Annotated in this window: 13 protein-coding genes; 5 read left to right on the forward strand and 8 right to left on the reverse strand. The window is 69.9% G+C overall.

Annotated elements, in window-relative coordinates:
- The 3 genes from CA984_RS17200 to CA984_RS17210 form a co-directional block, all read right to left on the reverse strand.
- The coding region (locus tag CA984_RS17200; protein ID WP_086573465.1) for a transcriptional regulator at positions 1-737 on the reverse strand (737 nt) is incomplete at its 3' end.
- A gap of 351 nt (positions 738-1088) precedes the next feature.
- On the reverse strand, positions 1089-3389 hold the full coding sequence (locus CA984_RS17205) for a penicillin acylase family protein (RefSeq protein WP_207620907.1): 2301 nt from the start codon (positions 3387-3389) through the stop codon (positions 1089-1091).
- 426 nt (positions 3390-3815) lie between these two features.
- A complete protein-coding gene (locus CA984_RS17210) occupies positions 3816-4007 on the reverse strand; it encodes a winged helix-turn-helix transcriptional regulator (RefSeq protein ID WP_242676006.1) in 192 nt (63 codons plus the stop codon).
- A 74-nt stretch (positions 4008-4081) separates the two neighbouring features.
- Between CA984_RS17210 and CA984_RS49040 the strand changes: the two genes are divergently transcribed.
- Positions 4082-4177, forward strand: a complete 96-nt coding sequence (locus CA984_RS49040; RefSeq protein WP_341351719.1) for a hypothetical protein — start codon at positions 4082-4084, stop codon at positions 4175-4177.
- A gap of 435 nt (positions 4178-4612) precedes the next feature.
- Positions 4613-4855, forward strand: coding sequence for a hypothetical protein (locus tag CA984_RS17215; protein ID WP_133061696.1), 243 nt, complete (start codon positions 4613-4615; stop codon positions 4853-4855).
- A gap of 247 nt (positions 4856-5102) precedes the next feature.
- Here the strand turns inward: CA984_RS17215 and CA984_RS17220 are convergent, their stop codons facing one another.
- On the reverse strand, positions 5103-5801 hold the full coding sequence (locus tag CA984_RS17220) for a hypothetical protein (protein WP_086573472.1): 699 nt from the start codon (positions 5799-5801) through the stop codon (positions 5103-5105).
- Positions 5802-6070: 269 nt separating this feature from the next.
- Here CA984_RS17220 and CA984_RS17225 point away from each other — a divergent pair, with 269 nt between their 5' ends.
- Positions 6071-6646, forward strand: a complete 576-nt coding sequence (locus CA984_RS17225) for a hypothetical protein (RefSeq protein ID WP_242676007.1) — start codon at positions 6071-6073, stop codon at positions 6644-6646.
- A gap of 141 nt (positions 6647-6787) precedes the next feature.
- Here the strand turns inward: CA984_RS17225 and CA984_RS17230 are convergent, their stop codons facing one another.
- From CA984_RS17230 to CA984_RS17240, 3 genes are all read right to left on the reverse strand, one after another.
- Entirely contained in the window at positions 6788-7777 is a 990-nt protein-coding gene (locus CA984_RS17230; protein ID WP_086573477.1) for a hypothetical protein, read from the reverse strand.
- Entirely contained in the window at positions 7774-8322 is a 549-nt protein-coding gene (locus CA984_RS17235; protein WP_086573480.1) for an RNA polymerase sigma factor, read from the reverse strand. The genes CA984_RS17230 and CA984_RS17235 overlap by 4 nt, the downstream gene beginning before the upstream one ends.
- A 274-nt stretch (positions 8323-8596) precedes the next feature.
- Positions 8597-9151 carry a TetR/AcrR family transcriptional regulator gene (locus CA984_RS17240; RefSeq protein WP_086573531.1) on the reverse strand — a complete coding sequence of 185 codons (555 nt, stop codon included), beginning with the start codon at positions 9149-9151 and terminating at the stop codon, positions 8597-8599.
- 251 nt (positions 9152-9402) lie between these two features.
- On the opposite strand from CA984_RS17240, the gene CA984_RS17245 reads away from it, so the two are divergent.
- Both CA984_RS17245 and CA984_RS17250 read left to right on the forward strand, forming a co-directional pair.
- Positions 9403-10152, forward strand: a complete 750-nt coding sequence (locus CA984_RS17245; protein WP_086573483.1) for an SDR family NAD(P)-dependent oxidoreductase — start codon at positions 9403-9405, stop codon at positions 10150-10152.
- Between the two features lie 96 nt (positions 10153-10248).
- Positions 10249-11457 carry a cytochrome P450 gene (locus CA984_RS17250; RefSeq protein ID WP_086573486.1) on the forward strand — a complete coding sequence of 403 codons (1209 nt, stop codon included), beginning with the start codon at positions 10249-10251 and terminating at the stop codon, positions 11455-11457.
- A 135-nt stretch (positions 11458-11592) separates the two neighbouring features.
- On the opposite strand, the gene CA984_RS17255 is transcribed toward CA984_RS17250, so the two are convergent.
- Complete coding sequence (locus tag CA984_RS17255; protein ID WP_086573489.1) at positions 11593-11907, reverse strand: hypothetical protein; 315 nt, start codon at positions 11905-11907, stop codon at positions 11593-11595.
- Between the last annotated feature and the right edge of the window lie 396 nt (positions 11908-12303).

A 12303-nucleotide genomic window follows, 5' to 3' on the forward strand; every position in this document is an offset into this window, starting at 1 on the left:
GGCCGGCGGGGGGCCGGGTAGACCAGGACGGGAGGAAGGCGCTGGTCGACCAGGACGACGGGGGTGATCTGGCAGAAGTAGGAGGGGATCAGGGTCAGGCCTCGTCCGTGCAGGCGGATCTCGCGATTCCCCACGGGGTAGGCGGCCTCCAGGACGGGGGACCTCCATCGCAGCACCGGCGCCAGCCGGCCGAGCATGGTGTCCACGCCTCCGTCGGCGAGGTGGCGCACCAGGCCGCCGCGCTCATGGCTGAGGGCCGCCTCCATCATCTGCCGGTAGGAGGCGAAAGCCGTTCGGCAGTAGCCGTCCACCAGACGGCTGAGGCGGCGGATCGAGCGTGGATCGCCGCGGGCCAGATCCTCCAGGCTTGCCGGCAGGCCGGCGTGGGCGCGCAGCACGTTCAACTCCTCGCGCACGCGCGCTCGTGGCGTGTCGGCCAGGGCCTCGGTCCCGGCCCGGAGCCCGAACTGGGCCTCGATCGGTGTCAGGAAGTCGGGAAAGTAGGCCCCTTTCGGAACCAGGGGAAGGAGCACCTCTCGCACCTGAGGAAGCAGACCCGCCGTGACCAGGTCGCCGCGGACCCGCCGCCGCCAGCCGGTCATGGCCGCGCCGCCGCCGCGTTCTTGCAGGCGGCACAGGCTCATCACCATCTCCCACATCGGATCGGCCCTGGAGGCGATCCGGACACGGGCGAGGTCCTCGGCGCTGAAAACGATCCTCAGAGTGCCCCCGGTCATGTCCTCAGCCTGGCCGCCACCGATAACAGACAGATCAACGCCGGTTTGAAAGGCAGTTGGCATCGCAGTCGAGTCGGTTGGTCCGTCCATCCTCGGCGGGGTGATTCGGGGAGATGCCACCTCGCCCGGATCCAGCCGGCAGTGGTGGTCGGCGATCGCGGTGCCGGTCTCGCGCAGCGTCTCCTCCCGCACGTACCGCTCCCGCGTCCAGGCCGGGGGCCGTAGACACCCCGCACGCCTCGGACATGCGGATCAGGCCGAGGATCGACGGGCTGTCCTGCGTGGAGGGGCGGTGTCGCCGTCTCGAATCACGACAAGCGCCTCGCCGAGGAGTATCCCTCCGGCGACTGATCAAAAGCCCGGCCTGTAGCGCCGCTCGATGTGGCCCTCGAGGTCGTCGGGAGAGAAATAGACGGGCCGGAGATCGCCGCTCGCGTAGCGTTCGGCCTGGTCGTCGAAGTGCGGCGAGCCGGGATGCCCGCTCGCGCCCCCCGCCGTCACCGCCCAGGCGCGCACCCTCGGCCCGAACTCCACGACCGCCACGAAGCTGTTGCCGCCGGTGCCGTACCAGCGCTTCGTTCCCGGCCGGCGCTCCGCTCTGAACGAGGCGAGGGAGCCCCATCGCGCGGAGGTGAAAGGCACCGGGATGCTCGGCTTGGCGTCGTCGAACTTCTGGACGATCGCGCCGTCGTTGCGCTGAAAGCGGTTGATCTCTCCCCAGGGCACCTGCCAGCTGCCGAAATCCTGCGTCAGCCGCTCCGCCGCCGCCTCCAGCGCCGCGAGCCGCCGCGCGTCGGTTGCGTGGCCGGCCATGTAATCCCACACCGACAAGCCCGCGTCCTTCGCCGGCTGGTCCGAGGACGCCCAGAGCGCCTCACCCCAGAACACGGCCAGCGAGGTCGCGGTCGAATCCGCGGCCCAGCGATGGTCCCAGCCGCGCAGCAGGCGGATCGGGCCGCCGAGCCTCGCCTTCTGCCGGTCGCCCCCGGGCAGCCTGTCCCACGCCGCGATCAACCCCGGCACGAGCCGGGCGAAGACGGTGAGGTAGGGATCGAAGGCGGCTGCGATCAGCGTCTGCGGGGTGAAGTCGCTCCGCGCGTTCAGCACCCGGATCGCCTGCGGCCCGCGCGGGTTCTCGCCGGCCTGGTCGAAATAGCGCGGATAGTCGGCGACCTCGGGGCTGTCCGCGCCGGCCGCGGTCCAGGGCCAGTTGTTGGTGTTGAACACCCAGCCATTGTTCGGATTCACTGCCTGAGGCAGGCTCTGAAGGCTGTGCAGCCCGCGCCAGCCGGTCGCCGGATCGCTGCCGTCGACGGGCCGGCGATAGTCGAAGCGATCGTTGCGGACCGGCACGAACGGCGGCGTCAGGAAGGCGATCTGCCCCTTCGAGTCCGCGAACAGCGTGTTGTTCGAGCTGTTGGCCTTGAAGCCCGCCACCTTGAGGAAGCCCGCGTAATCCCGCGCCTTGGTGCGCAGGAAGCTCTGCTGCAGCGCCTCGACGGGCCTGTTCATCAGCGCGGACGCGATCCACCTGCCGTCCACCTCGCGCACGATCGGGCCGTGATGCGTGGCGAAGGTGGTGAAGCCGCGTTGCGCCCGCCGGCCATCCGCGGTGCGGTAGGACAACGTGATCGTCTCCGTCCTCACCGGCCGCAGCGCGTCGCCGTAACGGTAGGAGCGGCTGCCGTCCGCCCCGGTCACGATCGTCTCGGCGAACTCGTCGACGTTGTCGACACCGCTCGACGTGTGCATCCAGCCCGCGTCCGCGTTGAAGCCCTGGTAGACGAAGAACTGCCCCCAGGTGACCGCGCCATAGACGTTGAGCCCTTCGCCGCTTGTCACCTGCTGCTCGGAGCGGAAGAAGAAGCTGGTGTGCGGGTTGATCAGCAGCAGCGCATGGCCGTTCCGCGTGCGGCCCGGCGCGATCGCCATGCCGTTCGAACCCGTGGGCTTGTGGAACAGCGGCTCGCGCTCCTCATCGGTCATCGCCACCGCGCGGTTGCCGTAGAAGGCCTCGAGCCGGGTGAGGGACACCTGCTCGATGTCGCCGCCGATGCTGCCTTCGGAGAAGCTCAGCACCATCCAGGGCTCGAACCGCTTGATCACGCGCGGGCGCACCTCTCGGTGCGTCGCGAGATACCAGTTCAGCCCGTCCGCCCAGGCCCGCATCAGCTTGCGCAACCAGGCCGGGCTCTTCGCGTAGTCCCCCTTCAGCACTTGGAGATCGAGGAACAGCCGCTGGCGCAGGTCCTGCCAGATCGCACTCTCGCCCTCGGCCTCGGCGAGGCGGCCGAGGCTGACCAGGTAGTTGGTCTCGATCCGGTCAAAGTCGTCCTCGGCCTGGGCATAGGTCATCCCGAACACCGCATCGGCGTCGCTCTCGCCCACCACGTGCGGGATGCCCCAGTCATCGCGGGTGATCGTCACGCGCGCCGCTTGCCCGCGCCAGCGGGCGAGATCGGGTGCGGTTCGCGTGGAGGCGGCGGGCGCGTCGCCGGACGGCAACCCCACCGCGGCGGCTGCGGCTCCAGCGGCCAGTGCGGCTGCTCCACCCAGGACGCGGCGCCGGCTCAGCCCTTCGTTCTGCGGGTGGTTCAGTAGCCGCCCGCCTTCCTCCTCGGTCAGCCGACGCGCCCATACTCGCTTCGCCATCTGCTGCCCCCCGTCTTCGGGGTCTCGATCAGATCTCCGGGGTCTCGATCAGATCGATGACCCGAAGGTGAGATCGGCACACCTCACACCGGCCATACCCGGCAGCGACCCGGCCGATGTATCCGCTCGGCGCGCCGGCTGGGGGAAGGCGCGCCGGCTGGGGGAACTCGTGCACCACGTCCGTGGACGCAACCCCCGCATGTCGAACCGCAGGCGGCCGTTCGCCGTGATTCCCGAGCCGGCACAGCCGCTGGAGGGACCGCGTTCCGGGCTGTCCGGGCAGGCGTGTTCGCATCGCCACCCCACGTCACCCGCGGTAGCCACTTTTTTGTGGGTACTTGTCGGCGGGCCGGAGCGGCCCGAAGCTTGGTCACGGGCGGTCGGGAGAGCGTCGGATCCAGATGAGACGGGGAGGTTCGCGATGCGTCAGGAGACCGGTTGGAGCTCAGCCAGCTTCTCCAGACGGCGGTGGCCCCAGTCGGAAAGAGGCGCCAACGCCTCTGAGAGTTCGCGGCCGAACACGGTCAGGGAGTACACGGTCTTCAGCGGCCGCACATCGTGTACCTCCCGGTGGACCAGTCCGTCGCCCTCCATCTCCCGGAGCGTCTGAGTCAGCACCTTCTCGGTGAGGCCCGGCAGCCGCCGGCGCAGCTCACCGGGGCGATGCGGGCCGGAGCATCGACGCGGGCGTGATGCGTGCGGCCGAAGGCCTGGCGCGCCGCGTCATCGGACGAGGCCACGGCGGAGACGGGTTCCTCCGGATCACCGATCTCCTGAACCCTCGGTGAGGAGGTCGTCCCGCGACCTCTGTGATCACGGACGGCGGATCCGGCTCATCATGGGTTGGAATATCCGGGGATACGGGCTCGGGAACGGCTCCGCACAGATAGGTGGACTCCTCCCGGCGGCGCACTCTCCACCTCCTCCAGCGTCGCCGACGCCCCGATGACCGCATGACCTTTCCACCACGTCCGCCTCAGTCCACAGTCACTGTGATTTTTCATCCGACCCCCTTCCTGCCCGGTCAAAGCGCATGGTCTGCGGACGGACGCAGATAGGCCGGGAGGAAAAGGCCGCCCCGGCTGGATTTCCCAGTGATCCGCAACCGGTTTCCAAGTGCGTCGGCGCATTCTGACGAAAGGAAATCATGTGTCTGAGACGCGATTACCGCACAGATCACCGTTCCTGGACGCGTTCTTCTTCGACGAAGGGCAGGAAAAACAATGAGGACTCGTCGTCTGGCCGCGGTGGCATTGATGGCCGCCGGGCTCGCCTTCGGCAGCATGACCGCCTCCGCCTCCGCAGCAACCGCGGCGGCCGTCCCCTCATGGCACCTCGCGGGTTACTACCAGTACAACGACCAGTGCTTCAGGACCGGCTTCAAAGCCATCACCAACGGCGGTATCGTCCAGGATTTCAAATGTGAGCGCGTCGACTCCCTCGTCGCCCTCTACCTCCTTTATTAGAATTCACTGAAAGACCCGTCCCGGGCCGGTGTGAATGCCGGACCGGGACGGATCCTTCCGCGGATGCCGGTCAGCCCGGGACGGTATGCCCGGGTCACCTGAGGGGCCGTGCGGGTCCACTGGCGCACAGGGCTCTCAGGACCGGCCGGCCGGCCCGTCTGACGCGTGGAGCACAGACGCGGAGCACGCCGGATCGGTCCGGCGCGCTCCGCGCGTCCGTCCGGCCGCCTGCGGCCAGGCGGCGCCATCACCCCATGACGGGCCTTGTCCCCGCGGTCGGGATCGGCAGGTGCTCGCGGATGAGCAGCCCGCTCGCGGCCAGCACCCACAGGCCCGTCAGCACGCCGGGCAGGTACCCCACCAGCAGGCCGTCGGGAGCGAGCACGCCTCCCGTGATTCCCACCGCGAACGCGGCCAGCACGTTCAGTGCCGCGACGAGCAGGGCGAACCAGGCCATCCACACCGGGAACACGTGCGTGCGCATGATGGCCACGGCCGAGGCCCCGAAGGGCACGGCGACCGCGATCCCCGAGATCGTGCCCATCACCGCCAAGGCGGTGTACGGCCCGGCGGCGATGGGCAGAAGCGCCCTGTGCGCGGTCATCGCGTAGGTCATCCCGGCGAACACCGACAGGCCGACGAACCCGATCACGGAGATGAGGATGTAGCCCGCCAGCACCAGCGCGGGCGCGTCGCCGCTCTCATCGGCGCGGCGGAAGGCCGTGGCCAGCGCGACGCCGAACCACAGGAACAGCGCGGTCGCGATGGCGTAGAGCAACGCCCCCATCAGGACCTGGGCGCGGTACTGCGACAGGTACCCGGCGATCGTCGTCGTGGATTCACCGATCCTCGGAGCGTTCCCCATCACCAGCCGTCCGATGAAGGCGAGCACCAGCGCGCCGATACCCGCCAGACCGCCCCATCGGAACTCGTGGCTCTCTTTCATGTAAACCACCCCCACGTTCAAGGATTCACCTGCCTCATCGGCGCCTCCAGGGCCGAAAGTCCCTATTACGGCCGTGGCGCTCCCCCCCTTGTACGGCTCCGGCTCGCCGTAGTGACCGCGCCCGCTCCAACGGCCGCCAAACGGCACCAGATCATGGCAAAGGAGCTGCCAGATACACGTTCACGCCGTTTCCGGACGCTGCCTGCTGAGCACGATGTGAGCACATGCCTGGCTCCTGGCCGGGTCGGGGCGCGTCAAGGGAGATCGCCGTGTTGAAGAGCCGTTTCGGGGCCATGGGAATGGGCGCCGCCGCCGCGATGGTGTCCACGGTGCTCGCTGTGCCTTCCGCAGCCGATACGTGCGGTCCGTCGACCACGTGTGCCACGACGGTGACCTTCACCGTGACCGCCGGCAGCGGACTGGAGATCAGCACACCTGACGGTCCGGTCGACATCGGCAGCGGCGCGCCGGGCACGCAGATCAGCGGGCAGCTCGGCGCGGTCACGGTGTCCGACGAACGGGCCGCGCTCACCGCCACCTGGACGGCGACCGTATCGGGCACGGCTTTCACCACGGGCGGTGGAACGGGTGCCGAGACCGTCCCGACCACGGCGGTCTCCTACTGGTCGGGCCCGGCGACGGCCACCACCGGTGATGGCACCTTCGTCCCCGGTCAGCCCGATGCCGCCTCCGCGGAGGTGCTGGACGAGCCGTACACCGCGTTCAGCAAGACGACCGGGGCCGGTGACAACTCCGCCACCTGGAACCCCACCGTCGTGATCGACGTCCCGGCCCAGGCGGTGGCCGGTACCTACACCGGCACGGTAAACCACTCCGTCGCCTGACCCCCGCCTCGCAGTGCCCGGAGACCCTCCGGCCGCCGCACGACAACCGGCCCGCGGGCTGTCCGCCTCCCCCTGTGACGACGTTCCGAAGCGGACGGCTCCCGCCCGTCGCGGGAGGCGGGAGCCGGATCGTGCACGTGATCAGGAGGCGGGCGGTGGCGCGCTTCCGTTGTAGAACGGGTTCTCGGGCAGACGCTCGGGCGTGACGAGCAGCCGGATCACGCCGGCCCTCACCTGCCACGCGTTCCAGACGGTCCAGCCCGGTCCGACCCGGTCCTCAGGCAACGGGTCGAAGGACGACATGACGCCCGTTCTCTCATCCATCCGGATGAGGCTGAACACCGCGATCAGGTTACGCCTGCGCGCCTCAGCCAGGACGTCGTCCACGGAGCGGCCGTTTCGCAGCCGGACGCCGCCGAACATCTCGCCTGGCGCCATGGCCGAGTCGAAATTCGCGTACTCCTCTCCCGGCTTCGCCTGGCGTCCCAGCCTGACATCCACACTCCCGGTGAAACCGGCGGGGATCCGCATCACCATGACGCAATGGCCGTTCTGTACCGGCCGGCACCCTTTGGGTGCCGTCTCCATCGACAGGGCGACACCACCGAACCGGGGGCCGGAGGGATCCGGCCTGACTTCCGGGTCGGGGCGGGAGGAACCCTTGGCCGCGATGATCATTCCCAGGATCTTCCCCACTCCGCCCGGTGAGACGGGCACCAGGCGCAGATCGACGTTCAGGCCCACCGCGTGGAACGCCTCGGTGTACTCGGCGTGGTCGGCGAACGGATCCTTGATGCGGGCGACGTACTGGTCCCCTTCCCGGCCGATCTCCACCGCGGAGTTGGCGTAGGAGACCGCCACGCCGCGTCCGTCCTCCAGCAGGCTCGGACCCACGACGACTCCTGCCGCGAGCACGGCCGCGGCGGTCAGGCCCAACGCGAGACGGCGAGGGCCGCGTGGAGCGTACCGGCGGGTACGTCCCAGCCCTCTGGAGGCGATATCAGGCTCTTGGACGGCGATCGAAGCCAGCAGCGCCCGTGCCCCCGCACCGGACGCGCGGCTGTCCGGCTGTCCGGGCTCGACCCGGGCCAGTGGCCTCAGCAGTTCGTTGATCTCATCGACGTTCCTCACAGCGACCTCCCCGTCGGAACCATCCGGCTCCCTGGTGCGGACCGGACATCGGCTCCGTCGAGCGCGCGCGAAAAGCGTCTGCGGGCGCGATACAACCTGATGCGTACGGCGTTGCGTGACAGACCCAGCGTCGTGGCGATCTCCTCGCGTCCCAGGCCCTCCCAGGCGACCAGCGAAAGAAGCTCGCGGTCGTCGTCGGACAGGCTCCGGAACACCGCGGCGATCACGCTCAGCCCAACGCCGCTGTCAGGGGAATCCCCGTAAAGATCGACCATCTCCGCGTCAAGCTCCACGCTGCGCAGCCGATGCCGGACCGCGCTCCGGCGGTGGTCGGCCAGCACCCTGCGCGCCACGCCGTACAGCCAGAGCCTGGCCTCCTGCCCCGGTGGCAGCTCGCCCACCCGGCGCCAGGCGACGGTGAAGGTCTCCGCCACGACATCGGCCGCATCCTGCGGAGAGTCACAGCGGCGTGCGGCGTAGGCCGCGATCTGGTCGTACGTCTCCCTGTAGACGGCCTCGAACCTGGCCGCCCCGTCGTCATCCACGGGCGACTCCCATGGGTTGCTCTCCTTCGTCAGTACGGAACGCGGACATTCCCTACATGGCGAAAGAGGCCCCACCATTTCGCGTTAATCCAAGAAATCTTCCGCGCTTCCGCGCTTCCGGGCTGCCGGGCTTTCCGGGCTGCAGCGTCAGTCCCGCGCTGCGGGCGATCGGGTGTCCTCCGGCGCTGTCGGCCACGCCGCGCTCCGGCCTGCTCAGGGAACCGCCGTACCGTCGATCGTCGTGAACTCGCCGCGCCCCTTGCCGGAGGCGTGATCAGGCGTTCATCCCCTTACGGAGCAACTCCCACACCCGTGCGGCGGCCACCCGCCGGGCGGGCGCCGACCTTTTGGCCAGGACCCCGGCGAGCATGCCGACGGCCAGGACCAGGTCCTCGGTGGTGAGGTCCCGGCGGACGCGTCCGGTGCGCTGAGCCTCGGAGAGCAGGCCCGCCAGCAGGCCAGCCACGCGATCGCGTATCGCGATGATACGGGCGTCGGCCGGGGGCACGCTCACCATGTCGATGAACGCGGTCGAGGCGATGGCCTGCTCGGTGATCAGGGCCAGTACGTCGTCGAGCGTGGCGCCGGGTTCGGCGGCCAGGGCCTCCAGGTCGGCGACGCCGTTCTCGAACACGGCCAGGGCGAGGCTGATGCGGTCGGGGAAGTGCCGGTAGAGGCTGCCCTGGCCGACCCCGGCCGCGCGGGCGACCGTGCTGAGCGGCGCGTCGTACCCGGCGGTGGCGAACACCTCACGGGCCGCCGTGATCAGCGCCGCCCGGTTCGCCACCGCGGCACTGGGTCCTCTGTTCGTCCGGCGCACATCAGGCATGGCGACCACGATAGCAACCGGACAATATAGTCCGATTCATCAGCATTGGGCCACGCATAGACTCGACATAAATCAGACAGGGTAGGTACGGTGAACACCGGACAAGCTTGTCCGGTAGCCGGAAAGCGGCCCGTCTCGGGCAGGGGTCGCCTCCCCACGCCTTCCGGCCTCACCACCGTGTCCGCCGCCGTGCCCGACCATGTGGCCGTCCCCGCCGCACGGCGCCCACCCTGATCGAAAGGACCACCTTCTTGGGCCCCTTTGACGACAAGATCGGCCTGGTCACCGGTGCGGGTTCCGGGATCGGCAGGGCGATGGCCGTCGCCCTCGCCCATGCCGGCGCCCGGGTCGTGGTCTGCGACATCGTCCGGGACAGCGCCGAGCGCACCGCCGCCGAGATCGGCGACGCGGCCACCGCCGTCACCGCCGACATCGGCGACGGAGCCTCGGTGTCCGCGCTCGTCGAGACCGCGATCAGCACCTACGGCCGCATCGACGTGCTGTGCAACAACGCCGGGATCATGGACACCATGGCCCTTCCCGCCGACATCACCGTCGAGACATGGGAGCGGGTGCTCCGGGTCAACCTGACCGGCACGTTCCTGGTCACCCACGCGGTGCTGCCGCACATGCTGCGCCAGGGCGGCGGCGCGATCGTCAACACCGCCTCCGAGGCCGGCATCCGCGGCGGCGCGGCCGGGGCCGCCTACACCGCCTCCAAGCACGGCGTCGTGGGCCTGACCCGCAGCGTGGCCTGGGCGTACGCCAAGGAAGGCATCCGCTGCAACGCCATCCTGCCCGGTCCCACCATGACCGGCATCGCCACGAACGCGTCCTTCGATCCGGCCGGCGCCGCCCGGCTCACTCCCGTGCTCGCCCTGGGCGAGCACATCGCCCAGCCGGAACAGATGGCCGACGCCGCCCTCTTCCTCGCCTCCGACGCCGCCTCGTTCGTCAACGGCGCCATCGTGCCGGTGGACGGCGGCTGGTCAGCGGCCTGAGAAGCCATAACGGCTCAACGGTCGGCGGCCCCAAGCAGGTTCACACCGGCAAGCCGGTCAACCGTGATCGGCGTATTCCGCAACTCAGGAGGACATGTGAGCGACACCGGTCAGCAGGCACCGCACTACCCCTTCCCCGCCCCCAGCGCCTTGGAGCCGCCCCAGGAGTGGGCGCGACTGCGCGAGGGCTGCCCCGTGGCGCCGATCCGGCTGGCCAGCGGGGATGAGGCGTTGCTGCTCACCCGCTACGCCGACGTGAAACAGCTGCTGTCGGACCCCCGCTTCACCCACCATCTCGTCGCCGACGACGCCGCCAACATCACCGCGAACGAATCCGGCGGCGTGTTCGGCAGCGGCGGCACCAATGTCCGGGGCGACGCCCACCGGGAGTGGCGCAAGCTGATCGGCAAGGCATTCACCGCCAAGCGCGTCTCGGCCATGCAGCCCAGGATCGAGGCGATGGCCGAGCACCTGGTCGACGAGATGATCAAGCAGGGTCCGAGCGCGGACCTGGCCGCCGGCCTCGGCTTCCCGCTGCCGGTATGGGTGATCTGCGACCTGCTCGGCGTGCCGGACGCCGACCGCGACAAGTTCGCCTACTGGTCCGACACCCTGCTCAGCCTGACCAAATTCGCCCAGGACGAGATCGACGCCGCCCAGGCCGACTTCGCCGGCTACATGCGCACCCACGTCACGGCCAAGCGCGCCGAACCGGGCGATGACCTGATCAGCGAGCTGATCTCGCTCGTCGGCGCGCTCGACGGCCAGGTCACCGAAGAGGTCACGCTGATGACGGCCAAGGGCCTGCTGGTCGCCGGGCACGAGACCACCGCGAACATGATCGGCAAGATGGTGGCGATGCTGCTGGCCGACCGCACCCGGTGGGAGCAACTGCTCGCCGACCCCGCGCTGATCCGCCCGGCGGTGGAGGAGTGCCTGCGCCACGACGCCAACTTCGGCTTCGGCATCCCCCGCTACATCAGCGAAGAGGTGAAGATCGCCGACACCACGCTCCCGGCGGGCACGACGGTGGTGTGCAGCCTGTCGTCCGCCAACCGCGACGAGCGCGCGTTCGACCACGCCGCCGACATGGACCTGACCCGCTCCCCCAACCCGCACCTGATCTTCGGCGCCGGGCCGTACTCCTGCCTGGGCCAGTCGCTGGCCCGCACCGAACTGCAGACGGTGCTCAAGGTGCTGCTCGACCGGCTGCCCACGCTGGCACTCGCCGTACCCGCCGACGCCCTCGAACGCCGCGAGGGGCTCGTCGTCGGCGGCCTGCAGCAGGTCCCGGTGACGTGGTGACGCGCCCACCCGGGAGAGGAAGAACGCGGATATCGCCGTTGACGCCGACAAGCGCCGCGGGGCCGGGCAGAACCGGGCCGACGCCGTCGGGCAGGCCCGGGTCCCGGCCGCCGACGTCCTCGGCGAGGACCGGGCCTACGTTCCGGTGCCCCTGTGCTGAGCGGGCGCCTCGGCCGGTGCGGCCGGGGCCTCCTCCTGGCCGAAGGTGATCACGATGTACCTGCCGTTGGCGTAGCTGACCACTGGCCGTTGGAGCGTCTCGCCCACCCTGCGGGCGACCGCCTGGAACAGATCCACCATCTCCGGCGTGTCGGCGCTCACCCTGAACCGCCCGTTGGCGACGAGCTGCTGAGCGACGAGGGAGGCGAAGCTCGCCTCGCTCCGGACCCTCTCCTCCGCGCTGAGAGGGGTGCGCCGGGGCGCGGGCTGCGTGCCGAGAGGGTGGGCCATCGCCGATCTCCTTATGATCACAGGCCTCCCAGCATGCCATCCGTGCCTCCCGCGCTGGAACCAGGGCCGAGCATCCGGTGATGACCACGTGGGAGTCGCCGGCTGGGACGGGCTGGAAACCGCGGCCCATGATGCCGCCAGGAGGTCGGACCATCACGCCGGCGGCGTGGATCGTCTGCGGGATGGCGGCGTGCGAGGCCAGGGCGACGGTGGCGGCGCGCTCGGGGGTGACGGACAGCCCGGCGGCGCCGATGGCGGCCTCCACGCCACACCTCCACTCGTTCCGTGCGGCCGGTCGGGGCGCCCGTCCAGGATCAATGGTTCAGGCAGAGACACCAGGCCGGTCGCGGCTGAATCCCGGGCCGGTGGCCGTCAGGGTGACGGCCACCGGCGCGG

It is taken from the genome of Streptosporangium minutum, assembly GCF_002149035.1.
Classification (GTDB): domain Bacteria; phylum Actinomycetota; class Actinomycetes; order Streptosporangiales; family Streptosporangiaceae; genus Streptosporangium; species Streptosporangium minutum.

What these genes read in the sequence shown, in the direction of transcription:
- CA984_RS17205 (WP_207620907.1), bottom strand. Translation starts at nt 3,389, where the DNA reads ATGGCGAAGCGAGTATGGGCGCGTCGGCTGACCGAGGAGGAAGGCGGG.
- CA984_RS49040 (WP_341351719.1), top strand. Translation starts at nt 4,082, where the DNA reads ATGCGTGCGGCCGAAGGCCTGGCGCGCCGCGTCATCGGACGAGGCCAC.
- CA984_RS17215 (WP_133061696.1), top strand. Translation starts at nt 4,613, where the DNA reads ATGAGGACTCGTCGTCTGGCCGCGGTGGCATTGATGGCCGCCGGGCTC.
- CA984_RS17220 (WP_086573472.1), bottom strand. Translation starts at nt 5,801, where the DNA reads ATGAAAGAGAGCCACGAGTTCCGATGGGGCGGTCTGGCGGGTATCGGC.
- CA984_RS17240 (WP_086573531.1), bottom strand. Translation starts at nt 9,151, where the DNA reads ATGCCTGATGTGCGCCGGACGAACAGAGGACCCAGTGCCGCGGTGGCG.
- CA984_RS17255 (WP_086573489.1), bottom strand. Translation starts at nt 11,907, where the DNA reads ATGGCCCACCCTCTCGGCACGCAGCCCGCGCCCCGGCGCACCCCTCTC.